The organism is Polynucleobacter sp. MG-Unter2-18 (genome assembly GCF_018687675.1).
Lineage (GTDB): Bacteria > Pseudomonadota > Gammaproteobacteria > Burkholderiales > Burkholderiaceae > Polynucleobacter.
Window position 1 is genome coordinate 1,334,392 of record NZ_CP061302.1, and the last position, 23,650, is coordinate 1,358,041.

Consider the following 23,650-nt stretch of genomic DNA (forward strand, 5'->3'; position numbering starts at 1 on the left):
ATCTATTTCTGAATGTTGCGAATAAATTGATTGGCTGCTTGACGAGCCTGAGCATCAACCCCAAGGATTACTTCTAAAGAATCCGCAGGAGCCGATGGCAAAGCATTTAAACAGTGCTCGACTACCCTCGGAATACTTAAGTAAGGCAATCCATCGCCCAAGAAGGCGGCAACGGCAACTTCATTGGCGGCATTTAATACGGCAGGCGAAGTCCCCCCTGCCTTTGCAGCGGCAAACGCCAAGCTCAAACAAGGAAATTGAGCAAAATTAGGTTCTGTAAAACTGAGGCCGCTCAACTGCGTCAGATTCAAAGGAGCAACACCAGCATCAATACGTTCAGGCCAAGCCAGTCCATAGGCAATCGGAGTGCGCATATCAGGTTGACCCATTTGCGCTAAAACCGAGCCATCGCGATAACGCACCATCGAGTGCACTACGCTCTGCGGATGAATCAAAACCTTAATTTTTTCTAATGGCAGGCCAAACAACCAAAAAGCCTCAATGACCTCAAGACCTTTATTCATCATCGTCGCAGAATCAACTGAAATCTTGCGACCCATCACCCAATTTGGATGGGCGCAAGCTTGGTCGGGCGTAATGCCCGCTAAATCTGCGAGAGGTCTATCTCTAAATGGTCCACCAGAGGCAGTTAACCAAAGCTCTTCAACGCCCAAATGAAGAGATGGAGTTTTTGTAAAGCGATCAGGTAAACATTGAAAAATTGCATTGTGCTCGCTATCAATCGGTAGCAATTCGCCACCGCCCGCTTTCATCGCCTGCATAAATAAATTACCCGACATCACGAGTGCTTCTTTGTTAGCGAGCAGCACTCGCTTGCCGGCTTTTGCTGCTGCCAACGTTGGGACTAGGCCGGCGGCCCCTACAATTGCTGCCATTACGGTATCGCAACCCGACACTGTTACTGCGCTGACTAAAGCCTCGGGCCCATAGAGAACTTGAGTAGAAATCTTCTTCTCTTGTAACAGTTGACTCAGTTGAGCGGCACCATCAGCATCAGCCACCACTGCGATAGCAGGCTTGAACTCAATACATTGCTCGGCTAAACGCTCAATTTGTTTTGCGGCAGTCAGGGCTACCACTTTGAAGCGATCAGGATGCGCGCGGATCACGTCTAAGGTATTAACACCAATCGATCCAGTTGACCCTAAGATAGCAAGCTGTTTAAGAGGCATTAAATCCACCCTGCTAGTAATGCAGCAATCGGCATTGTCGGAATGAGTGCATCAACGCGGTCTAGTACACCACCATGACCTGGTAATAGATGACTGCTATCTTTGACGCCAGCCAAACGCTTTAACTGAGATTCAAATAAATCCCCAAAGACGCTGAACGCTGTTAATACCGAGACCATCAGGAACATCGGCACCCAACCGAATTGAATAGCCCAAGCGCCAAATAAAGTATCACCTAGTGGTAAAAACGTGACGCATAAAAATGCATAGAGATAACAAAGCAGTAGACCACCAAGCGCACCCTCAATCGATTTTCCTGGGCTAATACTCACAGCTAGCTTATGTTTTCCAAACGCTTTACCGACAAAATAAGCGCCAATATCAGCTACCCAAACTAAAGCCATCGTTGTTAATAAAAAGACTAAGCCCAGCTCACGCAAGAAAACCAAAGCAAACCAGGTTGCTGGCAGAATAATCAAGCCCGCAATGCTGTAGAAAGGTTTGAATTTTTGAAGCGAGAGATTCATTCCTTTGGCTAAGGTGAATGGCGCTACAAAGAACCAAAACAAGACCGCCATCATGAGCAAAGAAAACTGCCATGTGATTGCTTGCATACCCAGCAACAATAAAATAATGACCAAACAAAAAACAGCATAGAGCCAAGCAGCCTTCTTAGCTTCCGGAGCAATCATGCGACTCCATTCCCAAGCGGCAGCAACCAAGGCAATTAGGAAAAATACACCCAAGTAAATCGGTGGCAAGAAAAATAAAATAGGTAATAGCACTGCCATCAAGATGGTGGCAGTAATGATTCGAGTGATTAGCATGGAGAAATAAGAAGGTTAGACTGCGTCGCTCAATGACTCAGACGCTAACTGAGCACTAGTGCGTCCAAAGCGACGCTCGCGCTGACTGAACCAGTCAAAAGCTTTATGTAATTGAGCTTCATCGAAATCAGGCCAAAGAGTATCCGTGAAATACAACTCGGTATAAGCCAGTTGCCATAGCAGAAAGTTGCTGACGCGCTGCTCGCCACCAGTTCGAATAAACAAATCTGGTTCTGGCGCATAAGCCATAGATAGATAAGGTTGCAATAATTCCTCAGACACTTGCTCTGGCTTCAAACTAGGATTGGCGGCCAAAGATTGGCGCATCGCCTGAAAGATATCCCAGCGTCCACCATAGTTGGCAGCAATCGTGAGCGTAAGCCCTTTGCAGGCTGCTGTTTTTTCTTCGGAGAACTGCACCATCTCCTGAATCCCAGAATCAAAGCGGCTTAAATCCCCAATGAGACGAAGACGGATGTCGTTTTCAGCTAAACGAGAGACTTCACCTTTTAAGGACTTCAAGAATAGCTTCATTAAAAAGCTAACTTCTTCTGGAGGGCGACGCCAATTTTCAGAGCTGAAGGCAAACAGAGTGAGATATTCCACGCCTAGCTGGCGACATTCTTGAACAATCTTACGAACAGCACCTAAACCCTCTGAGTGACCCGCTACCCGCGGCATGAAGCGCTTACTTGCCCAACGTCCGTTACCGTCCATGATGATGGCGACATGACGTGGAATAGCACTAACCTCTGGGATAACTAAGGTTGAGCTAGTGTGCTGTGTCATAAGGCGAATAATGAGAATGAATCTGACGATTAAACCGTCATGATCTCTTTTTCTTTTTCAGCAACGATCTTGTCGATCTCGATTACTGCGCGATCAGTCATCTTTTGAATATCATCAGTCGCACGACGCTCATCATCCTCGGAAATTTCTTTATCTTTGGTAAGGCGCTTTAAATGCTCATTTGCATCGCGACGCAGATTACGCACGGCAATCTTCGTATCTTCACCCTCGTTTTTGACAACCTTAGTCAGATCACGGCGACGTTCTTCGGTTAATGCAGGCATAGGTACTCGAATTACGGTGCCCTGGGATGCTGGATTTAGACCCAAACCCGAATCACGAATCGCCTTTTCAATTACGGCAACCATCGTTTTTTCAAATGGCTGCACGTTAATCGTTCTAGCATCAGCCAAACCTAGGCTGGCCACTTGGCTTAGTGGTGTTGGATTGCCATAGTAATCCACCTGGATGTGCTCCAAGATTCCAGGGTTTGCACGACCAGAGCGAATCTTCGCCAAATTGGTTTTCAGAGCCTCAAGAGACTTCTGCATCTTTTGATCGGTAGTGGTTTTAATTTCTGCTGCGGACATCAAGCCTCCTATTAAACGTGTACTAAAGTACCTTCAGACTCACCCTGAACCACACGCATTAATGCGCCTGGCTTGAGAATCGAAAACACTTTGATTGGTAATTTGCGATCACGGCACAATGCAAAAGCAGTTGCATCCATTACCTGCAAGTTTTTGATAATTGCCTCGTCAAAAGTCATTGTTTTATACAAAGTCGCTGTTGGGTCTTTCATTGGATCAGCGCTGTAAATACCATCTACCTTAGTAGCCTTGAGCACGATTTCAACGCCCATCTCTGCGCCGCGCAAAGCGGCTGCCGTATCGGTAGTGAAGAATGGATTGCCCGTGCCAGCTGCAAAGATCACTACCTTACCCTCACTCAGAGCACGAATCGCGCGAGGGCGAATATAAGGCTCGACTACTTGATCCATTCTCAGAGCAGATTGCACGCGAGCTTCAACACCTTTTTGGCGCAAAGCATCTTGCAGCGCAAGAGAATTCATCATTGTGGCCAGCATTCCCATGTAGTCAGCGGTTGCGCGATCCATACCGGCCGCACCGCCTGCTACACCTCGGAAAATATTTCCGCCACCAATCACGATAGCCAATTGAACGCCGCTATTCACTACATCGGCTATTTCTTTCACCATGGAATCAATTGTGATTGGATTAATTCCAAAAGCATCATCCCCCATGAGGGCTTCACCAGAGAGTTTTAAGAGAACACGTTTGTAGGCTGGCATTGTTTTATTTTCCGTAATTTGCTGGGCAATTTATCTGCTTAGCTTATTGATCTTTAAGTACTTTTTAATATATTGCCCAAATTATAAAGGGCTTGGCACAGATCAAAGAAAAGGGCATGGAAACCGAGGTTTCTATGCCCTTTTGGGTATTGCAGCCTTACTGGAAGAACCCAGCAAGCTTGGAGCTAATTAAGCGCCCTTAGCAGCGGCAACCTGAGCAGCAACTTCTGCTGCAAAGTCGTCTTGACGCTTCTCAATGCCCTCGCCCACAACAAACATAGTGAAACCTTTGATCGTGGTGTTAGTAGCTTTGAGCATTTGCTCAACAGATTGCTTGTCGTTTTTAACGAAAGTTTGGTTCAACAAAGAAACCTCTTTGAGGTACTTCTGAATAGAACCTTCAACCATCTTCTCGACGATTTCTGGTGGTTTGCCAGATTCAGCAGCCTTTTGAACCGCAACACTACGCTCAACAGCAATCGCTTCAGCAGGAACATCAGCCATCGACAAAGCCACTGGCTTCATTGCAGCAATATGCATTGCTACGTCTTTGGCTGCAGTCTCATCACCCTCGAACTCAACCATAACACCAATACGAGTACCGTGGAGATAAGAAACCAACTTGTTGCTGCCAGCAAAACGTTTGAAGCGACGCGGCATGATGTTCTCGCCGATCTTACCGATCAAGGCGCTACGAACTTCATCTACAGTTTGGCCATTCATAGGTAATGCAAGTAAGGCAGCAACGTCGGCTGGATTCTTTTCAGAAATCAAATTTGCGCAGGCTTGTGTAAATGCCAAGAAATCATCATTTTTAGAAACGAAGTCAGTTTCGCAGTTCACTTCAAGCAAAGTACCTGTAGTGCCATTGATCGCCGAAGCAACGATACCTTCAGCAGTAATGCGGGATGCGGCTTTACCAGCTTTGCTACCGAGCTTTACACGCAGAATTTCTTCCGCGCGAGCCATATCGCCATCAGCCTCAGTCAATGCTTTTTTGCACTCCATCATCGGAGCATCAGTCTTGGCGCGTAACTCGCCAACCATTGCAGCGGTAATAGCAGCCATTATTCAGCTTTCCCTTCTTCAACAAACTCTTCTTCGCCTTCTTTAACGGCAGTCAAGATTTCTTGAACCGAGTTGGATTTACCTTCGAGGATTGCATCAGCAATACCACGAGCGTAGAGCAGAACAGCTTTGCTGGAGTCATCGTTACCAGGGATGATGTAATCAACACCTTCTGGTGAGTGGTTGGTATCCACTACAGCGATAACAGGAATACCAAGCTTGTTAGCTTCAGTAATAGCAATCTTGTGATAGCCAACGTCCACTACGAAAATCGCATCAGGAACGCCGTTCAAATCTTGAATACCACCAAGTGCTTTTTGCAACTTGTCGAGATCGCGATCATTAGTCAACGCTTCTTTCTTGGAAAGCTTTTCCCAATCACCAGCCTCTTTAGCAACGGCCATGTCCTTCAAACGCTTCAGGGAACCTTTAACAGTTTTGAAGTTCGTGAGCGTGCCGCCCAACCAACGGCTGTCGATGTAAGGCATACCAGCACGAGCAGCTTCTTCAGCAATGATCTCGCGTGATTGACGCTTAGTACCAACGAATAAGATAGTTCCACGGTTAGCAGCAACTTGTTTTGCAAATTTCAAGGCGTCCTGAAACATTGGCAATGTTTTTTCTAAGTTGATGATGTGAATTTTGTTGCGATGGCCGAAAATGTAAGGGGCCATTCTTGGGGACCAGAAACGGGTTTGGTGACCAAAATGGCAACCGGCTTCCAGCATTTGACGCATAGTTACTGACATAACTTCTCCTAAGGGTTGGTTTCTGAGATTGAGTCCTAGCTGCGCTAAAAAGCGCCACCCTGGAAGGCTCAACCCGCTATTTCAGATCAAAAATGACCTGAGAACGAAATTATAGCTTAAATATCAATGGTCTAGACGCCCCACCCTTGGCGCCTTACTAGAAAACCTGCTCAGAAATGCCGTTAAATGGTGCGTCTGCCTATTATTTAGGCATCCTCCCACTAGTAAAAAGCTTCAAGTCGTTGATAATCAAGGCATGAATAGTGTATTTACCGCCGAAAAAGACATCCAAGGGATGCGCGAAGCTGGTCGCTTAGCCAGTGAAGTTCTTGACCATGTTGCCCCACACGTGAATGCTGGTGTCAGTACGGCTGAACTCGATCGTATCTGCCATGAATATATGCGCGATGTCCAAAAGACGATTCCAGCCCCTCTGAACTATCAGCCGCCCGGCTACCCACCCTTCCCGGCATCGATCTGTACTTCAGTCAACGATGTGATCTGCCATGGCATCCCTGGTGAGAAGATTTTAAAAGCTGGGGATGTCGTCAACCTCGACATTACTGTGATTACGCCTGATGGCTACTACGGCGATACCAGCCGCATGTTTATGGTTGGTGAAGTTTCAGTATTAGCTAAACGCCTCACCCAAATTACTTTTGAATGTATGTGGCTTGGTATTGCGCAAGTGAAGCCTGGCGCATCGCTCGGTGACATTGGCCATGTTATTCAGACCCATGCTGAAAAAGCCGGTTATTCAGTTGTTCGTGAATACTGCGGTCATGGGATTGGCAAAGTGTTTCATCAAGATCCACAGATACTTCACTATGGCCGTCCTGGCACCGGTGAAAAGTTAAAAGAAGGCATGACTTTCACTATTGAGCCGATGATCAATGCTGGTAAGCGCGATATTCGGACAATGCCTGATCAATGGACGGTGAAGACTAAAGACCGTAGCCTCTCAGCACAATGGGAACACACACTTTTAGTGACAGCCACTGGCGTTGAAGTATTAACATGGTCAGAGGGTAGCAATCCAATTCCTGATTGCGTTAAAGGTCTGTCATTTAGACCAAATCTAGCCAACGCGTAATTACTAAACTAGCTCAAGCGCAATGGGTCAAACTCTCGCAGCAATGAAACCTATTGTTGATATTTCCAGCTTAAGGGTTGCACGAGAATTAGCCTATGACGACTTTCGCGAGCATCAAGTTGTTGGACGATTAACCAAGCAACTGAGCAAGCTCAGCGATCAACTCCTCATTAGCATATGGAATTCCTGCGATATAAATTCGGATGCTGCACTCGTGGCAGTGGGTGGATTTGGCAGGGGTGCACTCTTTCCCTATTCCGACATTGATATTCTGATTTTGCTGCCTGCAGATAAGCAATACTTTGAAGATGTTCTTGCAGGCAAGATTGAAAAGTTTGTAGCGCAATGCTGGGATACCGGATTAGAAATTGGCTCCTCAGTGAGAACTGTTGCCGAGTGCATATCCGAGGCAGAACAAGACATTACTGTTCGCACCTCCCTACTTGAATCACGACTCATCTGCGGCAAGAAAGCTCTCTTCAAAGAGTTTGAATCTGTTTATGAAAAGACTTTGGATCCAAAATCATTCTTCCAGGCAAAGCTGGCTGAGCAAATCCAGCGTCATTACAAATATCAAGACACGCCCTACTCATTGGAGCCTAACTGCAAGGAGAGCCCTGGTGGCTTGCGTGACTTACAGGTGATTTCTTGGGTCAGCAAAGCTGCACATTTTGGTAATACCTTCAAGGATCTCAGTCTTGCAGGCTTGGTAACTCAACGCGAACTAACTGAGCTTAATCGCAACCAGCGTTTTTTAGAAACTCTGCGCGCAAACTTGCATTTACTAGCGAAGCGTAGACAGGATGTTTTGGTGTTTGACTTACAGACACCATTAGCAGCAGCCATGGGCATTACAGAAGAATCCTCTAGACTGGCCAGTGAGGCTATCATGCGCCGCTACTACTGGGCGGCAAAAGCAGTCAGTCAATTAAACGATGTATTACTTCAAAATATTGAAGCACTCCTTTTCCCTCAAGAATCCAAGACGACCCATGCTATTGCTGGCGAGGGTAATGAATGCTTTATTGAGCGGCAAGGGGTCCTAGACATTACTGACCCTCAGTTATTTCAAAAGCATCCAGAACAAATTCTGCGGACCTTTTTAGTTTTTGCGCAAACATCCAACGTCAAGAGCTTATCGGCAACGATCTTTAGGGCTTTGTATAACGCTCGCCAAAAAATGGATAGCCAATGGCGCAAAGATCCGGTCAACCGCGCACTATTTATTGAAATTCTTAAGGAGCCTGAGGGAGTCAGTCGCGCCTTCCAACTCATGAATCGGACCAGCGTTCTTGGTCGCTATCTGCCAGCCTTTAGAAGAATCGTTGGCCAGATGCAGCATGACTTGTTTCATGTCTACACAGTGGATCAACATATCCTGATGGTGCTTCGCAATGTACGCCGCTTTATGGTGGTTGAGCATACGCATGAATTTCCTTTTTGTAGCAGCCTGATTGCTCATTTTGAAAAGCCTTGGCTATTAGTCATTGCCGCACTCTTTCATGACATTGCTAAAGGGCGCGGTGGTGATCACTCCGAACTTGGTAAGGCAGATATGCGCAAATTTGCCAAAGATCATGGTTTAGATAAAGCAGATACTGAGCTCTTAATTTGGCTAGTTGCAGAACACTTAAACATGAGTCAAGTAGCCCAGAAAAAAGACATTACCGATCCCGACGTGGTTCAAGCGTTTGCTAAAAAAATGGGTGATGAGCGTCATCTCACTGCACTTTACTTGCTCACGGTTGCCGATGTCCGCGGAACGAGCCCCAAAGTATGGAATGCCTGGAAAGGCAAACTATTAGAAGATCTTTATCGTGTAACGCTACGCGTATTGGGTGGAGCAAAGCCAGATGCCTCCTCTGAACTCGCACAACATCAGGAAGAATCGCGCGCCAAGTTGCGCCTCTATGCAATTGAAGACTCTGCTTATGAAAATCTCTGGAAGCAATTGGATGTTGCCTTCTTCTTGCGCCAAGATGCTGCTGATATTGCCTGGTTAACTCGCCATCTACTGGATAAGGTGGATAGCAAAATCCCCGTTGTACGTGCTCGCCTCTCCCCAGTTGGCGAAGGATTGCAGATTGCTGTCTATGTCAAAGACCAAGAAGACCTTTTCGCCAGAATTTGCGCCTACTTTGAGCGGCACGGTTTCTCAATTTGGGATGCGCGTATTCATACAACAAAGCATGGCTATGCACTTGATACCTTCCAAATCTCAGGAAGTAACTTAGTAGATGAAGGTGGTAGCTACCGAGATCTGATTCAATTAGTTGAATACGAATTAACAGCTGCGCTACAACATAACGACCCATTACCATCACCTAGCATGGGTCGCCTATCGAGGCAATCACGCACATTCCCAATTCAGCCACGAATACACATGACTCCAGATGAGCGCGGTCATTACTATGCTCTATCCCTCTCAGCGAGTGATCGTACTGGTTTACTCTATGTCATCTCCAGAATATTAGCCAAGCATCAAGTCTCATTACATACTGCACGCATCAATACATTAGGTGAGCGAGTGGAAGACGTATTTCTATTAGATGCGGCTAACTTGAGTAAGAATCCTAAGCTGCAGATCTTGTTGGAGACAGATTTGTTAGAGGCCTTAGGAGCTTAAGCCAAGAGCAGAAGCATGCTTGCCTCATCAATTACTGGAACGCCTAGCTCCTCTGCTTTATTCAGCTTGCTTCCAGCATCGGTACCTGCAACTACATAGTCAGTTTTTTTGGAGACTGAACCTGCTACTTTGGCACCTGCTTTTTCGAGAAGATCTTTTGCTTCATCTCTTGTCATAGTTGGGAATGTGCCGGTCAGTACAAAAGTTTTACCTGCTACCACTGCACTAATGACTTTTTCTTCCACAGAGAGCTGCATTCCTGAGGCTAAGAGTTGCTCAATCACCTCACGGTTGTGGGCTTCTGCCATAAAGCTAGTGATGGAGTCTGCCACTACTGGGCCAACGTCTTTTACTGTCAACAAGTCATCGAGCTTGGCCTCCATGAGGGCATGCATAGATTGGTAGTGATTGGCCAAGTCTTTGGCAGTGGTCTCACCTACGTGACGTATACCGAGCGCAAAGATAAATCTGGCTAAGGTGGTATTTCTTGACTGGTTAATAGATTGAATGAGATTGTCAGCTGACTTCTCACCCATGCGTTCCAAGTTCGCAATAGCTGTGAAGCCAAGGCGATAGAGATCAGCCGGCGTTCTAACTAGATTGTGATCAACTAACTGATCCACAATCTTCTCGCCCAAGCCTTCAATATCTAATGCACGTCTATGTGCAAAATGAATTAATGCCTGCTTACGCTGTGCGCCGCAAAATAAGCCACCACTGCAACGGGCAATTGCTTCGTCAGCCAATCGTTCTATATGTGAATCGCACACTGGGCAATTTGTTGGCATGACAAATACTGATGTATTGGCTGGTCTACGCTCCTTAATAACCGACACCACCTCAGGAATGACATCCCCCGCCCTTCTTACAGAAACAGTGTCACCAATGCGTACATCTTTACGCTTGATCTCGTCTTCATTGTGCAAAGTGGCATTCGTAACGGTGACGCCACCCACTTCAACTGGAGCAAGTCTTGCCACAGGAGTGATTGCACCAGTGCGCCCAACTTGGACGTCGATACCGAGTACAGTGGTTAAAGCTTCTTGGGCTGGGAATTTATGGGCCAAGGCAAAGCGTGGAGCTCTAGATACAAAGCCCAGTTTAGCTTGCTCTGCAAAGGAGTTGACCTTATAGACCACGCCATCAATGTCATAAGGCAAAGAATCACGCTTTGCTCCCACCTCCTTATAAAAGACCAAAATATCTTCAACGGACTTGAGCACACGACGCTCAGCGCAGACTGGCAAACCCAACTTCACATAAGCATTGAGAAGCTCTTCATGGGTTTTTGGCAGCCAAGACTGTGGTTCTAGAGCTCCTAATCCATATGCAAAAAACGAGAGTGGTCTTTTGGCAGTAATCTTGGAATCTAGTTGGCGCAAACTTCCTGCTGCAGCATTACGGGGGTTGGCAAACTCTTTCTCACCCTGGGCAGCAGCTTGTGTATTCATTTTCTGGAAATCGTTCAGATACATAAAGACTTCACCGCGCACTTCCAATACTGCTGGAATATTCTCACCTGTAAGCTTGAGTGGAATAGCCCGAATAGTTTTGATGTTGGCAGTGACATCTTCACCACTGGCGCCATCGCCTCGGGTAGCAGCTCTGACCAAAGAACCATTTTCGTAGCGCAAGGAGATTGCTAGGCCATCAAATTTAAGTTCGCCTGCGTAATCTACTTGATCAACATGCAGACCTTCACGGCAGCGACGATCAAAGGCAATTAACTCAGCATCTTCAAACGCGTTATTCAAAGAAAGCATCGGCACTGCGTGAGTTACCGAATCAAATTCCTTCAGTGCGGCACCACCCACCCTTTGCGAGAGTGAATCCTTTGAAATCCATTCAGGGTGCAAAGATTCTATCTCAAGTAACTCACGATATAGACGGTCGTACTCACTATCAGGAACTATTGGGTTATCCAGAACGTAGTAGGCATGCTCTAAGCGCGCTAGTTCTGCTTGTAATAATGCATAGCGATCCGCTAAATTTGTCGGATTAGAGGACGACAAGTGATTCCTCAGCTAAAAAGTCTGCTGGCAGCAGAGGATCCTGCAGGAACACCATTTTTCTCGAGGTTTTCATATAAACCCTCAAGGTGCTTACGAATGCTTTGAATAGAAATTTCAGATAAGTTGATGCCGTTGTCATCGGCCAAACGACCATGAGCAACTTGAGCAATTTCAAGACCCTCTGCCAGCATGCGCTCGAATGCTTTCTCATCAAAAGAAACTAAGGGCAACTCTAGGAGTAAGGTCAGTTGCTCCACAGGCTTACCAGGATTAAGGTCATTGCTGCTAAAAATAGGCACTCGATTACTAAAGTATTCATAAGTGCGGCCACTGTGCGACAAGATAAATCCACGTTGACGCATCAAAGAATCAAGGCTGTTCCAAGGGTATGCTTCATCAAATAGCACATTGATGCTCAATTGAATATCGCTTTCGGCAGCCATGAAGTCCAACTCTTTAGCCTTATCCAACATCGTAGTTACGCTTGGCATGTCAATCTGAGAACCAAGTGTTAAGGCAAGCGCCTGAGCCCTAGAACAAAAGTCAGATAACTCCAGCACGCCTATAGGCCCGCGACGACTTGCTAATTGAATAGCAAGCTGAAGTTCTGAATAAGAAGAACTAGGCGATAGCAAACCCCATGGCTCAGAAGAATCAAGATCCACATTCAAACCCTCGCACATCCAGCGGGCTGAAGATGGGGCAGATAAATCCTCCCAAGAATGCATTTCTTTTAGGATCTCTGATCCCATAATTGGCTGGGAAAAACGCAAAGTAATAACGCAGTCTATTCTTGGATCAATTGAAAAGGTTGGTAATTCAACCTTTACTGGCAAGGAGCCTTCTTTAAAAACCGGCTCAATCTGTTCGCCGGGAATGGGGTCAGCAAAACCAGCCCCAAAAGTTGGTTCACGCGCACTTCGCTCAGCGGCGTAATATTCAACGCTCGCTTTTGCTTTACGCAGTGCGCGAGCATATTTAACATTCAGAATAGCCACTAAGATCAGTATTAGTAGGCCGATAACAGCCAAAGCAAACTGCAAGTCAGACAAACCTAGCATTGTCATGAATTGCTCTAGAGCCACTTAAGCTGCCTCCACCATCGATACTGCAGAAGAAATATCCACTGCCACAATGCGAGATACACCTTGCTCTTGCATGGTGACACCAATCAACTGATGAGCGATTTCCATAGTGATCTTATTATGTGAAATAAATACAAACTGCGTCTTATTAGACATTTTGGCAACCATCTGCGCATAACGCAAGGTGTTCGCATCATCTAATGGCGCGTCAACCTCATCGAGTAAGCAGAACGGCGCAGGATTGAGTAGAAAGAGAGAAAAGACTAGGGCAATTGCGGTTAGCGCTTTTTCGCCGCCGGATAACAAATAGATGGAACTAAGCTTCTTACCTGGAGGCTGAGCCATTACTTGCACACCAGAATCCAAAATCTCTTCACCAGTCATGACTAACTCCGCATGACCACCACCAAACAGCTCAGGGAATAACTTACCGAAATGGATATTGACCTGATCAAAGGTGCCCTGCAATAGATCACGAGTTTCTGCATCAATCTTAGCAATCGCATCCGTCAAAGTCTGCATTGCTTCGTTCAAGTCAGCTGATTGCGCATCTAAGAACTGTTTACGCTCACGTGAACTAGAGAGCTCATCCAAGGCAGCCATATTAACCGGGCCTAAAGATTGAATCTCGGTGTTGAGGCGGTTTACTTCAGTTTGCAGTGCCCCTACCTTCAGATCTGGACTAAAGCTCACTTCAAGTGCAGATAGGTCGGCTTCAGCATCTGATAACAAAGTTGCAAACTGTTCAAAATTCAAACGGGCAGCCTGTTCGCGCAACTGTAAGTCGACCACTTTGTCACGCATAGGTTGAAGACTGCGCTCAATCTGCAAGCGCACTTCATCTGCTTCACGCAATTGATGCAATAGTGCATCTTGTTCTGTACGGGCATTTGCCAATGCGGCTTCGCGAGCGCTGCGCGCCAGCAAGAGGCCCTGTAATTTATCTTGAGCCTCTTCATCACTCAGAGTTTCTAGCTCTTGCTCGGAAGTAGCCTGCTTATCCTGAATCTCCATGATCTGTACACGGGCGGTACTTTGATCACGCTGTAAATCAGCAATCCGCTGCTGTAAAGATCTAGTTGCAAATGCTGCTTCTTGGGCAGACATCTCAGATGAGCGTAAAGATTCACGGAGACGATCGCGCTCTTGAGTGGCTAACTCCAGTTTTTCTTGAGCAATGGCTAGATTCTCTTGCAAGCCCTGTTTGGATTCTTCTGACTGTGCAAGCTCCTCAGAGGATTGCTCTTGGGTTTGACTCAACTGCTCCATTTGCTGACGCAGCTCACTTAACTCACCTTGAATTTGCTCAGCACGCTGACTATACTTTTCTTCAGCTTGAGTTAACTGCATTCTTTCTACTTCAAAGCCATGTACTTCTTGAACGGCATGCTCTGCGGCAATGCGGGTTTGCTCAGCAGATTGATGGGCAGCTTGGTAATTAGCAGCGCATTGGTCTAGCTCACCTTGCAACTCACTCTGAATTAACTTCTGTGCACGTAATTGCTTCTCAAGACCCTCCATCTCTTGAGCACGTGCCAACATGCCAGCTTGCTCAGAGTCTGCTGCATAAAGCTGCACACCCACACGGCTCACTAAGTGACCTTGCTGAGTAACGAAAGCACCACCAGCAGGTAACTTTTCACGGCGATGCAAGGCATCTTCCAAGCTATTGGCAATGTAAATGTTATCCAACCACTCTTGCAATACAGCAGCTACGCGTGGTGCGCCTGCACTTTGAACGCGGGTCAATAGTGCAATGAAATCGGCTGGCACGGTAGTGTGCGCAGGAGAAATGTCTTCTGTGAGCAAAATCGCTAAACGACTTGGAGGCGCATCATTCGCTAAGGCTAAAGTTTCTTGAACGCTCTTGGCTGTAACAGCAGCTAGGCGCTCGCGCAATACGGACTCTAAAGCGGCTTCCCAACCACTCTCGACTTTAAGCTCTTGCCATAAACGCTTGCTCTCTTTTAAACCCTTGCTCTCAAGCCATGGACCAATTTTGCCTTGAGCTTGAACGCTGGCTTGCAAAGCAGTCAGCGCAGTTAATTTAGCTTCGGTTTGTGCCAACTCTTGGTTAGCTGATTGAATCAGTTGTTGCGCGATATTACGAGCCTCATCGGCAGCAGGCACACGTTGTTGTGCTTCACCTGCTTTTTGTTTCGCTTCATCCACCTTGCGTTGTGCCATCGCATGACGATCGATTGCCATTTGCAATGCTTCGGCATCAGGCCTACGCATACCTGCGAGCTCAGCCTCAAGACGGGTATCGCGCCCCTTGAGTTCCTCAACTTGCGAGGCGAACGCTTTCACACGCTCGCCCAAACTGGCTAAGCGCTGGTCAATCGTGGCCAAGTTCTCGCGTGCATCATTGAGTTCGCGTACATGAACTTGATAGGCTTCTTCGCGTGCTGGCATTTGCTCTTGCAAACCAGATAAATCCGCCATTAATGTTTGCTCTTTTTCCGCAGCCAAGCTGAGCTCATGCTCAGCAGTACGTTGCGCTTGAGCGGCATCAGTTTCTTGAACAGTCCAACGTTGTAGTTGAGCTTGTAAATCTTGTGATTGTTGTTGCAGGCGCTGACGCGCTTCTTGCACGTAACGAATTTGTGACTCAACCTGACTCACATCAGCATTGGTTTGATACAAATCGCCTTGAGCTTGAGAAACCTGATCTTGCAATGCGTACTGCTCAGTGCGCATTGTCTCGAGCTCAGTCTCCACGTGACGCATTTTGGCAGTCTGCTCTTCTAGGCTGACTTGGGTGTCACGAATACCATTGGCATGACGCTCCTGTTCTTTACCAGCTTCAGTCTGACGTACAAACCAGAGCAACTGCTGTTGCGACTTCATTGCAGTAGATAATTCAGCATGGCGCTCAGCAACAGTAGCCTGCTTCTCTAAACGTGTAACCTGCTGATCAAGTTCACGCAAAATATCTTCTACGCGAACTAAGTTTTCTTTTGTATCTTCAAGGCGGGAGGCGGTTTCTTTACGACGCTCTTTATATTTAGAAACACCAGCTGCTTCTTCTAAGAAAACACGCAACTCTTCTGGCTTTGCTTCCAAGATGCGGTTGATGGTGCCCTGGCCGATGATTGCGTAGCCTCTTGGACCCATACCAGTACCCAAGAAAATATCCTGAATATCTTTACGACGCACGACTTGATTGTTGACGTAATAACTAGAATTACCATCGCGTGTCAAAACGCGCTTAATACCCAATTCGGTAAAAGCACTCCACTGACCTTGAGCACGTCCCTCAGAATTATCAAAAATGAGTTCGACGCTGGCACGACCCGACGGTTTACGCAAACCAGAGCCATTAAAAATGACGTCTTGCATGGACTCGCCACGCAATTCACTAGCGCGAGACTCACCCAAAACCCAACGCACGGCGTCAATGATGTTCGACTTTCCGCAACCATTAGGACCCACAACACCGATCAATTGACCTGGCATTTCAAAGTGGGTTGGATCGACGAAGGACTTAAAGCCGGAAAGTTTGATGGATTTCAGTTGCACGGCGTACTTTGCAGGGAAAAAGGGGGTTCAAATAAGGGGGTAAAAATTATTACTAAAGTGGGAAGATGATAGCAAGCTTAAGGCTCCCCACACGGGTTTTTGCCCCACCGATATAATGATCAATCTATATCCAGGGACAAAATCCCTTAACAATCTGATAGTTAACTGAAAAGCATGAGCAAATCACCACAAAGCATCATCGATCAAGCCTGGGAAAACCGCGCAAACCTGTCTCCTGAGGCCGTTTCTGGAGAAATCCGCAACGCCGTGAACGCCGTTCTCGAGGGCCTGAATACAGGCAGCATTCGCGTTGCTGAGCGCCTCAGTGTTGGCAAATGGGAAGTAAACCAATGGGTCAAAAAGGCAGTTTTGTTGTCTTTTCGCCTAGAAGACAACAAACCCATGGGCGCTGGCGGCTATACCCAGTTCTACGACAAGGTGCCGAGCAAGTTTGAGAACTACACCGCAGAAGACTTCGCCAATGGCGGTTTCCGCGTAGTTCCCCCTGCAATGGCTCGTCGTGGCTCATTTATTGGCAAAAATGCCGTTTTAATGCCTTCCTACGTCAATATCGGCGCTTACGTCGGTGAAGGCACCATGGTTGATACTTGGGCAACCGTAGGGTCATGTGCCCAAATCGGTAAAAACGTGCATCTATCTGGTGGTGTTGGTATTGGTGGTGTTTTGGAGCCAATTCAAGCAGGTCCAGTGATTATTGAAGATAACTGCTTTATTGGCGCCCGCTCTGAGGTCGTTGAAGGCGTGGTTATTGAAGAGAATGCTGTTCTCTCAATGGGTGTTTATATTGGTCAAAGCACCAAAATCTACGATCGCGAAACCGGTGAGATCCATTACGGCCGTGTACCAGCAGGTTCTGTTGTGGTGCCAGGCTCTCTTCCTTCCGCCTGTGGCAAGTACAGCCTATACGCCGCAATCATCGTAAAGAAGGTGGATGCTCAAACTAGAGCTAAGACTGCGATTAACGAATTGTTACGTGATTAAGTCTTAAAGCTAAATATATGAGTGCCACCCTAGAGTTAACTGAAGCCCTCATCTCCTGCCGCTCGGTCACCCCAGCGGACGGAGGCTGTCAGGACCTCATTGCCAAACGCCTTCAAGCCATTGGTTTTCACACAGAGAGCGTAGTGAGTGGTCCCGAGAATTTTCAGGTTACTAATTTGTGGGCAATCAAAAAAGGTGCGTCTGGAGATCAAGGTAAGGTCTTAGTATTTGCCGGCCATACTGATGTTGTGCCAACTGGCCCACTAGAGAAGTGGACCAATGATCCGTTTACCCCAACCATTAGAGATGGCATGCTTTACGGTCGTGGGGCTGCGGATATGAAAACCTCTCTTGCAGGATTTGTCGTCGCTACCGAAGAGTTTGTCATAACCCATCCAGATCACAAAGGCACGATTGCCTTTCTGATTACTAGTGATGAAGAGGGTCCTGCGAACGATGGTACCGTCATCATGTGCGAGCGCTTGCAAAAACAAGGTCAGCGTTTAGATTACTGCGTAATTGGTGAGCCAACTTCAGTTGATCAACTCGGTGACATGATTAAAAATGGTCGCCGCGGATCACTCTCCGGCAAGCTTCGGGTTAAGGGTATTCAGGCGCATATCGCCTACCCTCACCTGGGTAAAAATCCGATTCACCTTTCAGCGCCTGCAATTCAAGCGCTAGTTGAGACTGAGTGGGATAAAGGTAACCAGTATTTCCAGCCTACGAGCTTTCAGATTTCGAATATTCATGCAGGTACTGGTGCGAACAACGTCATTCCCGGCGAGCTAGCGATTGATTTCAACTTCCGTTTCTCCACTGAAAGTAAGCCAGAGGAATTGCGTAGCCGCCTAGAAGGAATTCTCAAAGCCGCAGGTCTCGATTTTGAAATTGATTGGGTCTTGGGTGGTAGCCCATTTATTACTGGTGATGGCGCCCTTGCTGGCGCCCTACGAAAAGCCATTAAAGCTGAAACCAAAATTGATACAGAACTCTCCACTACTGGCGGCACAAGTGATGGTCGCTTTATTGCGAAGATCTGTAAGGAAGTGGTCGAATTTGGTCCGCTCAATGCTACGAGCCACAAGATTGATGAGTGCGTGATTGTGGATGATGTTGTGCCACTCAAAAATATCTATCGCAAGACACTCGAGCAACTGGTTGCTTAAGACTGTTTCGTCAATTACTCTTTCTTATAAACACTCCTCATGGACCCTGCGCCCCAGCAATCTCTGACGCTTGATCAATGTATTGATCACATTGCACAACAACTAGAGGCAGCAGATTTACATTATGGTCATGGTGCTATTGATGCGCAAAGTGAAGCCCTCTGGATTGCCAGTAAACAGCTTGACTTAAGCCCTGCAGATGCGCTGGATCACTTAGAGCAAGTGATGAGTGCCGAGCAAATTGCTCAGGCGCTTGAAGTGACGAAAACCCGCATCTCCACACGCAAGCCATTAGCCTATATCTTGGGTGAAGCCTGGTTAATGGGTGTGCCTTTTTTCTCCAGTGAGCAGAGCATTGTTCCCCGCTCCTGGATAGCCGAGCTCATCGTCGATGGCTCGCTAGAGCCTTGGTTGCCGGCTGATGGCAAAGCGCTCGATCTTTGTACTGGCAATGGCTCTCTAGCGATTTTGTTAGCCTTAACTTGTCCCGATATTCATGTCAGTGCTTGTGACATCAGTTTGCCTGCATTAGCAGTGGCGTCTCGCAATCTCGATCGTCATAGCCTGACTTCACAGATAGAGCTTTTTGATGGTGATCTCTGGGATGCGCTACCAGAACCTCATGAAGATAATCTTTTTGATCTCATCATTTGTAATCCGCCTTACGTCAATACCAACTCGATGAATGCCCTGCCCGCTGAATACCATGCGGAGCCTGCTATTGCATTAGCCGGTGGCGATGATGGCATGGATCTGATTCGGAAGATTATTGCTGGTGCTCCCGACTATCTATCTGAGCGTGGCGCCATTCTGATTGAGATTGGCAATGAGTATGAGTACTTTAAAAAGGCTTTCCCTCAAATCCCAGTCATCTGGATGGAAGTATCTGCAGGCGATGAGCAAGTACTACTGATTCAAGCAGAAGACTTACGCTAAATTACATCCTGAGATTTAACTAAGCTCTGCTGCTGCAGAAATAGCTTGATCAATACGCTCTACCGGTATCACCCTTAATCCCGGAATCTTTGTCTTCGGCATATTGGCCTTCGGGATGATTGCTACAGTAAATCCAAGTTTAGCGGCCTCTTTTAAGCGTTCCTGACCCCTCGGGCAGGGGCGAATTTCTCCAGCTAAACCAACTTCACCAAATACGATCAGCTCTTTAGGCAGGGCCTTATTGCGAATCGAAGACTGGATTGCTAACAGCACTGCTAAGTCAGCTGCTGGCTCTGAGATCTTCACACCACCAACCGCGTTTAAGAAGACATCCTGATCAAAGCAGGCAACACCAGCATGACGATGAAGTACCGCTAAGAGCATGGCTAAACGCGCTTGCTCCAAACCAACGGCTAGGCGACGTGGATTAGGAATATGCGCAGTGTCTACTAGTGCCTGAATTTCTACCAACAGTGGGCGACTGCCCTCTTGTGTAACCAATACGCAGGCACCCGGAACCATCTCTGCATGCTGCGATAAGAAAATCGCTGAAGGGTTGGCAACGCCACGCAGACCTTTTTCGGTCATCGCAAATACACCGAGCTCGTTGACTGCACCAAAGCGGTTTTTAATCGAGCGCACTAATCTAAATGAAGAATGTGTATCACCCTCAAAATACAAGACGGTATCGACAATATGTTCCAGTACACGAGGGCCTGCTAAATGACCATCTTTAGTCACATGTCCCACCATTAACACGCAAATGCCGCTAGATTTAGCAGCCCTAGTTAATTGCGCAGCACACTCTCGTACTTGCGCAACCGAGCCTGGTGCCGAACTGAGTACCTCTGAATACAAAGTCTGAATCGAATCGACCACCAAGACCTGCGGCTTCACCGTATCCATAATGGATAAGAGCTTTTCTAACTGAATCTCAGCGAGCACTTCTAATTGTGGCGCATCGAGTGCAATACGTTTTGCACGTAATGCAATTTGCGCTGCAGACTCTTCGCCACTGCTATAGAGTACGTTCATACCAGCAGCACTCATCTCAGCGAGGGCTTGGAGCAAGAGAGTGGATTTACCAATCCCAGGATCGCCACCTAAGAGCACAACACCACCAGGAACTAATCCACCACCTAGTACGCGATCAAACTCTTCTACGCCAGTACTAAAGCGCGGGAGATCTTCAGCCGAAATAGCAGATAGCTTTTGACGGGGAAGTGACTGCGCCAATCCCTGAAAGCGAGTATTTGAGCTCACCTCAGGCAAGCCCTCCTCCAGCGTGTTCCATGCCTGACATGAGGGGCATTGACCTTGCCATTTGGCAGAGGTCCCACCGCATGACTGACAAATATAGATTGTTTTTATTTTAGCCAATGGATTAATCGAGCTGAGTGCCCGCTTTGTTTTCTTGAGCACGTTTAGGTGCATCTTTACGGCGCTGTTCTAAATCGGCTGCACGAGCGGCGGCTGCTTTTTGCTTCTCTTCAAATTCTTTTTGGTTAGCTGAGCGCTCAGCTGCTTTTTCAGCAGAAGCACGTTCAGCAATCTTAGCGGCATCGCGTTGATCTTTAATACTGGCGCGTAACTTGCGCTGCACTTCATGTAACTCAACCTCTTGCACACGAATGGGATCGATTTCTTTACGATATAGCGCACGTGAATCTTTTAAGCAATCATTAACCCAATACTTTTGATAGCACTCTGAATTAGTTTTATCCCAACGATACTTAGCCCAATCCCGTTGCAACTCGAGATCACGCTCAATCTTATCTAACTGCTCTAACTGGGCTTCCTCAGCAGGAGTAGCGAGTGCTAGGCTGCTAAAGGAGCAAGTCAATAGAAATGCCCCCAATGAGAGCATTGAACGTAAGGTGCCGAACCTTGTCAAATCTCTACCTTTGCGCCGAGCTCAACTAAGCGATTGGTAGGAATCTTAAAGAAATCCGATGGCTTAGCTGCGTTTTGCATCATCCAACCAAAAAGCTTCTCTCGCCATAAGGCCATTCCAGGATTTGCCGATGGGACAATAGTGTCACGCGCAACAAAGAATGAGGTATCCATTAAATTAAATTGAATATTTTTCTGCTCACTGAGTAATGACAATACCTTATTGATATCTGGCGATTCCTTAAAGCCATACACTGCTCTGACTAAGAAGATATTACCGCCCAAATCGTTAATACTCAAACGCTCCTGATCATTGACGTAAGGCACATCCCAGGTACTAAGCTTCACAAAAAAGATGCGCTCATGCATTACTCGGTTATGTTTTAAGTTATGCAACATCGCGATTGGCACATAATCGATGTGCGCGGTTAAAAAGATGGCTGTTCCCTCAACACGGTGTGGGGGGTGAGCCAATAAACTAGCCACAAATTCTTTCAAATGGATCGATCCTTCGACTAATTTATCGCGCAAAAGTTTGCGTCCTCGATACCAAGTAATCAAACAGGTAAAAATGATGAGGCCTAAAAATAAAGGGTACCAACCACCATCTTTAATTTTAATTAAGTTAGCACTCCAAAAAGCAAAATCTACAGTAAAGAAAATTGCTGTCAAGGATAGTACTAAGAAGAGATTCATCTTCCATTCACGATACATGACCACGCCCAATAAAATTGCTGTAATCATCATGGTTGATGTAACTGAAATACCATATGCTGCAGCCAAGTTCACTGATTCTCTAAATTCAATAATGGTGACAACCACCATAAACAAGAGGGCCCAATTTACTACTGGAATATAAATCTGTCCCTGCTCAGAATCAGAGGTGTGCATGATGGTCATGCGCGGCATGAAGCCCAGTAAAATTGCTTGACTCACTAAAGAGTACGCTCCTGAAATCACCGCTTGGGAAGCAATGACTGTAGCTGCAGTAGCAAGACCAACAACAGGCCATAAAGCCCAATCTGGAACCATTAAATAAAATGGGTTATAAGCAGCCTCTGGATTGGATAACAAGAGTGCGCCTTGCCCAAGGTAGTTAATTAAAAGGCTAGGCAAAACAACAATGAGCCAAGCATATCGGACAGGGTTTCTTCCAAAGTGCCCCATATCCAAGTACAGCGCTTCAACACCAGTAACAACCAAGACTACAGCGCCCATCACTATGTAAGCAGTAGTGGGGTGATCCATTACAAACTGTACTGCATACATTGGATTAATTGCGCCAATGATTTGAGGCGCTGCGCCGATATTAATAACACCTAATACTGCAAGAGTAATAAACCAAGTGAGGGTCACTGGGCCAAATAAATTACCAACAGCCGCCGTGCCATATTTTTGAATCATAAATAAGGCTACTAAAATCACTAGGGAAATAGGGATAATGAATTTATGCAAGCCAGGTGCTGCAATTTCAATACCTTCAACGGCAGATAAAACAGAAATCGCCGGGGTAATGACAGACTCACCAAGAAGCATGCAAGCACCGAGCATGCCTAGAATCATTAAGAAGAAATAGCCTTTTGATTTACTATCAAACGATCTGAGCGCTAAAGCCATCAAAGATAAAACGCCACCCTCACCTTTGTTATCGGCCCGCATCACAAATAAAACGTATTTAAAGGTCACGATCAAGATCAAAGACCAAATCATCATCGCAATCACACCAAATAATGCCTCTGGCGAGAACGGGATGCCATGCTTGGGATCAAAACATTCTTTAAGGGCATACAAAGGACTGGTGCCGATATCACCAAAAACTACACCAATGGCAGCTAACATCATCGTCCCCAAGCCTTTTTTATGGCTATCGTGATCACCATGCAGATCAACGGGCTTTAATAAATCAGAACTTGAAAACTCAGGATTGCTAATAGACATCTCATCGCCTTTGAGTAATATTGCGTTGCGGTATGTTACACCTTATACAGACTGACTCTCAAGCCATATTTCTGTTTAAAAATCGTATTTTTAAGCGCTAAATTAAGGAATATCTCGACAGAGGTGGTCCAAAAATGGTAGAATATCAGCTTCAGACGCGGGGTGGAGCAGTCTGGCAGCTCGTCGGGCTCATAACCCGAAGGTCGTAGGTTCAAATCCTGCCCCCGCAACCAGTATTACAGCTCTAAGCCCTTACTTTTAAGGGCTTTTTGCTTTTCTGGGATTTGGGATCTACAAGCGCCTAGTGCATATCTTAAAATTTTTTCTTTGCTGCATCACTCTCTCCAGGGCTTTATAGCCCCTTTGGCTTTTTAATAGCCTCATGAAAACCACCATTAGCAGCCAGCTCAATTGCACTTGGATATTTCATCTTCCC

Annotated in this window: 18 protein-coding genes and 1 tRNA gene; 6 read left to right on the top strand and 13 right to left on the bottom strand. The window is 46.6% G+C overall.

Annotation, left to right across the window (positions count from 1 at the left end):
* Positions 1-2 precede the first annotated feature (2 nt).
* The 7 genes from ispC to rpsB form a co-directional block, all read right to left on the bottom strand.
* On the bottom strand, positions 3-1,193 hold the full coding sequence (ispC, locus tag C2759_RS07005) for a 1-deoxy-D-xylulose-5-phosphate reductoisomerase (RefSeq protein ID WP_215354159.1): 1,191 nt from the start codon (positions 1,191-1,193) through the stop codon (positions 3-5).
* On the bottom strand, positions 1,193-2,020 hold the full coding sequence (locus C2759_RS07010) for a phosphatidate cytidylyltransferase (RefSeq protein ID WP_215354165.1): 828 nt from the start codon (positions 2,018-2,020) through the stop codon (positions 1,193-1,195). Before C2759_RS07010 ends, ispC begins: the two co-directional genes overlap by 1 nt.
* Positions 2,021-2,035: 15 nt before the next feature.
* Complete coding sequence (locus C2759_RS07015) at positions 2,036-2,809, bottom strand: isoprenyl transferase (RefSeq protein ID WP_215354168.1); 774 nt, start codon at positions 2,807-2,809, stop codon at positions 2,036-2,038.
* A 29-nt stretch (positions 2,810-2,838) separates the two neighbouring features.
* Entirely contained in the window at positions 2,839-3,399 is a 561-nt protein-coding gene (gene frr, locus C2759_RS07020; RefSeq protein ID WP_215354170.1) for a ribosome recycling factor, read from the bottom strand.
* Positions 3,400-3,410: 11 nt separating this feature from the next.
* Positions 3,411-4,121 (bottom strand): UMP kinase, encoded by a 711-nt coding sequence (gene pyrH / locus C2759_RS07025; protein ID WP_046330461.1) that lies wholly within the window; start codon positions 4,119-4,121, stop codon positions 3,411-3,413.
* 189 nt (positions 4,122-4,310) lie between these two features.
* Positions 4,311-5,189 (bottom strand): translation elongation factor Ts, encoded by an 879-nt coding sequence (gene tsf / locus C2759_RS07030; protein ID WP_215354172.1) that lies wholly within the window; start codon positions 5,187-5,189, stop codon positions 4,311-4,313.
* On the bottom strand, positions 5,189-5,938 hold the full coding sequence (gene rpsB / locus C2759_RS07035; RefSeq protein WP_015421433.1) for a 30S ribosomal protein S2: 750 nt from the start codon (positions 5,936-5,938) through the stop codon (positions 5,189-5,191). Before rpsB ends, tsf begins: the two co-directional genes overlap by 1 nt.
* A gap of 166 nt (positions 5,939-6,104) precedes the next feature.
* Here rpsB and map point away from each other — a divergent pair, with 166 nt between their 5' ends.
* Together map and C2759_RS07045 are read left to right on the top strand one after the other, a co-directional pair.
* Complete coding sequence (map, locus tag C2759_RS07040) at positions 6,105-7,031, top strand: type I methionyl aminopeptidase (RefSeq protein WP_215356710.1); 927 nt, start codon at positions 6,105-6,107, stop codon at positions 7,029-7,031.
* 22 nt (positions 7,032-7,053) lie between these two features.
* Positions 7,054-9,657 carry a [protein-PII] uridylyltransferase gene (locus C2759_RS07045; protein ID WP_215354174.1) on the top strand — a complete coding sequence of 868 codons (2,604 nt, stop codon included), beginning with the start codon at positions 7,054-7,056 and terminating at the stop codon, positions 9,655-9,657.
* Here the strand turns inward: C2759_RS07045 and ligA are convergent.
* From ligA to smc, 3 genes are read right to left on the bottom strand one after another with little or no spacing between them, the layout of a single operon-like run.
* On the bottom strand, positions 9,654-11,669 hold the full coding sequence (ligA, locus tag C2759_RS07050; protein WP_215354175.1) for an NAD-dependent DNA ligase LigA: 2,016 nt from the start codon (positions 11,667-11,669) through the stop codon (positions 9,654-9,656). The two genes, C2759_RS07045 and ligA, sit on opposite strands and share 4 nt — an antisense overlap.
* Before the next feature lie 8 nt (positions 11,670-11,677).
* Positions 11,678-12,736 carry a cell division protein ZipA C-terminal FtsZ-binding domain-containing protein gene (locus C2759_RS07055; protein ID WP_215354177.1) on the bottom strand — a complete coding sequence of 353 codons (1,059 nt, stop codon included), beginning with the start codon at positions 12,734-12,736 and terminating at the stop codon, positions 11,678-11,680.
* Positions 12,737-12,754: 18 nt separating this feature from the next.
* Positions 12,755-16,276 (bottom strand): chromosome segregation protein SMC, encoded by a 3,522-nt coding sequence (gene smc / locus C2759_RS07060; protein WP_215354179.1) that lies wholly within the window; start codon positions 16,274-16,276, stop codon positions 12,755-12,757.
* A gap of 174 nt (positions 16,277-16,450) precedes the next feature.
* Between smc and dapD the strand changes: the two genes are divergently transcribed.
* The 3 genes from dapD to prmB are packed head-to-tail and all read left to right on the top strand — an operon-like array spanning position 16,451 to position 19,383.
* Positions 16,451-17,278, top strand: a complete 828-nt coding sequence (dapD, locus tag C2759_RS07065) for a 2,3,4,5-tetrahydropyridine-2,6-dicarboxylate N-succinyltransferase (RefSeq protein WP_215354181.1) — start codon at positions 16,451-16,453, stop codon at positions 17,276-17,278.
* 17 nt (positions 17,279-17,295) lie between these two features.
* The gene (gene dapE, locus C2759_RS07070; RefSeq protein ID WP_215354183.1) at positions 17,296-18,447 is read left to right on the top strand and encodes a succinyl-diaminopimelate desuccinylase; all 1,152 of its coding nucleotides are present in this window, start codon (positions 17,296-17,298) and stop codon (positions 18,445-18,447) included.
* 39 nt (positions 18,448-18,486) lie between these two features.
* Complete coding sequence (gene prmB / locus C2759_RS07075; RefSeq protein WP_215354184.1) at positions 18,487-19,383, top strand: 50S ribosomal protein L3 N(5)-glutamine methyltransferase; 897 nt, start codon at positions 18,487-18,489, stop codon at positions 19,381-19,383.
* A 15-nt stretch (positions 19,384-19,398) separates the two neighbouring features.
* Here prmB and radA read toward each other — a convergent pair whose 3' ends face one another.
* The 3 genes from radA to C2759_RS07090 are packed head-to-tail and all read right to left on the bottom strand — an operon-like array spanning position 19,399 to position 23,214.
* The gene (gene radA, locus C2759_RS07080) at positions 19,399-20,763 is read right to left on the bottom strand and encodes a DNA repair protein RadA (protein ID WP_215301308.1); all 1,365 of its coding nucleotides are present in this window, start codon (positions 20,761-20,763) and stop codon (positions 19,399-19,401) included.
* 4 nt (positions 20,764-20,767) lie between these two features.
* Complete coding sequence (locus C2759_RS07085; protein ID WP_215354186.1) at positions 20,768-21,277, bottom strand: hypothetical protein; 510 nt, start codon at positions 21,275-21,277, stop codon at positions 20,768-20,770.
* Complete coding sequence (locus C2759_RS07090) at positions 21,274-23,214, bottom strand: potassium transporter Kup (protein WP_215354188.1); 1,941 nt, start codon at positions 23,212-23,214, stop codon at positions 21,274-21,276. The genes C2759_RS07085 and C2759_RS07090 overlap by 4 nt, the downstream gene beginning before the upstream one ends.
* 156 nt (positions 23,215-23,370) lie before the next feature.
* Here C2759_RS07090 and C2759_RS07095 point away from each other — a divergent pair.
* Positions 23,371-23,447, top strand: a tRNA-Met gene (locus C2759_RS07095).
* The last annotated feature ends 203 nt before the right edge of the window (positions 23,448-23,650 follow it).

What these genes read in the sequence shown, in the direction of transcription:
- tsf (WP_215354172.1), bottom strand. Translation starts at nt 5,189, where the DNA reads ATGGCTGCTATTACCGCTGCAATGGTTGGCGAGTTACGCGCCAAGACT.
- rpsB (WP_015421433.1), bottom strand. Translation starts at nt 5,938, where the DNA reads ATGTCAGTAACTATGCGTCAAATGCTGGAAGCCGGTTGCCATTTTGGT.
- C2759_RS07015 (WP_215354168.1), bottom strand. Translation starts at nt 2,809, where the DNA reads ATGACACAGCACACTAGCTCAACCTTAGTTATCCCAGAGGTTAGTGCT.
- dapD (WP_215354181.1), top strand. Translation starts at nt 16,451, where the DNA reads ATGAGCAAATCACCACAAAGCATCATCGATCAAGCCTGGGAAAACCGC.
- ispC (WP_215354159.1), bottom strand. Translation starts at nt 1,193, where the DNA reads ATGCCTCTTAAACAGCTTGCTATCTTAGGGTCAACTGGATCGATTGGT.
- frr (WP_215354170.1), bottom strand. Translation starts at nt 3,399, where the DNA reads ATGTCCGCAGCAGAAATTAAAACCACTACCGATCAAAAGATGCAGAAG.
- C2759_RS07090 (WP_215354188.1), bottom strand. Translation starts at nt 23,214, where the DNA reads ATGTCTATTAGCAATCCTGAGTTTTCAAGTTCTGATTTATTAAAGCCC.
- pyrH (WP_046330461.1), bottom strand. Translation starts at nt 4,121, where the DNA reads ATGCCAGCCTACAAACGTGTTCTCTTAAAACTCTCTGGTGAAGCCCTC.
- C2759_RS07010 (WP_215354165.1), bottom strand. Translation starts at nt 2,020, where the DNA reads ATGCTAATCACTCGAATCATTACTGCCACCATCTTGATGGCAGTGCTA.
- C2759_RS07045 (WP_215354174.1), top strand. Translation starts at nt 7,054, where the DNA reads ATGGGTCAAACTCTCGCAGCAATGAAACCTATTGTTGATATTTCCAGC.
- dapE (WP_215354183.1), top strand. Translation starts at nt 17,296, where the DNA reads ATGAGTGCCACCCTAGAGTTAACTGAAGCCCTCATCTCCTGCCGCTCG.
- C2759_RS07055 (WP_215354177.1), bottom strand. Translation starts at nt 12,736, where the DNA reads ATGACAATGCTAGGTTTGTCTGACTTGCAGTTTGCTTTGGCTGTTATC.
- prmB (WP_215354184.1), top strand. Translation starts at nt 18,487, where the DNA reads ATGGACCCTGCGCCCCAGCAATCTCTGACGCTTGATCAATGTATTGAT.